This window comes from Dellaglioa sp. CoH-57-MRSF-16, from assembly GCF_056782055.1.
The window spans coordinates 1-487 of the sequence record NZ_JBXAXZ010000052.1 but is presented as its reverse complement, the minus strand read 5'-3'; the positions used below and the strand labels follow the sequence as shown (position 1 = coordinate 487).

At 52.0% G+C, this 487-nt stretch carries 2 protein-coding genes; both read left to right on the top strand.

The window, feature by feature from the left end:
- A partial coding sequence (locus AC1RPH_RS07800; RefSeq protein ID WP_481762025.1) for a hypothetical protein occupies positions 1–293 on the top strand: 293 nt, incomplete at its 5' end.
- Positions 274–487, top strand: a 214-nt coding sequence (locus tag AC1RPH_RS07795; RefSeq protein ID WP_481762024.1) for a hypothetical protein, incomplete at its 3' end; no start/stop codon positions are given. The genes AC1RPH_RS07800 and AC1RPH_RS07795, both read left to right, overlap by 20 nt.

The following is a 487-nucleotide window of genomic DNA, read 5'->3' as shown; positions in this document are numbered from 1 at the left end:
ATGCGGAAGCCTTCAAGTGGATTCTGAAGGCGATCAAGGCGCAATCGAAAATCTCTCTTGCAGAACTCGATCTTCTGTTCGAAGCTGACTATGGTGACGACATCCGGGCCGTGTGGCCGGTGCGTGGGGTGACCCGTACCGATCTCGATCCGCTGATTACCGAGTACGCGACGAAGAACTTCAAGGAGACGCTGGCCGAGGCCGTTTCGTGGCATCTGGTTGGGCTGAAGCTTCCTAAGGAAGTGGTCAATCTCGTGGAGAAAACGCTAAGCTATGTCAAATCGAATCATTGACAAGTTGCAGGTACGAGTCACCAGCTTTTATTGCTCGACAAGACAAAGCCATGCGGGTTATAATAAGCCCTTTGTGAACTTGGGCCTGTACGGGCGGGTGTCGCGTGTAGGCGTCAGCACCAAGTTTCAATTCCAGATTGGTAATAAGAAGACCCGTCTGGATTTCACGGATGCCACCATCTTTGACGGATCAG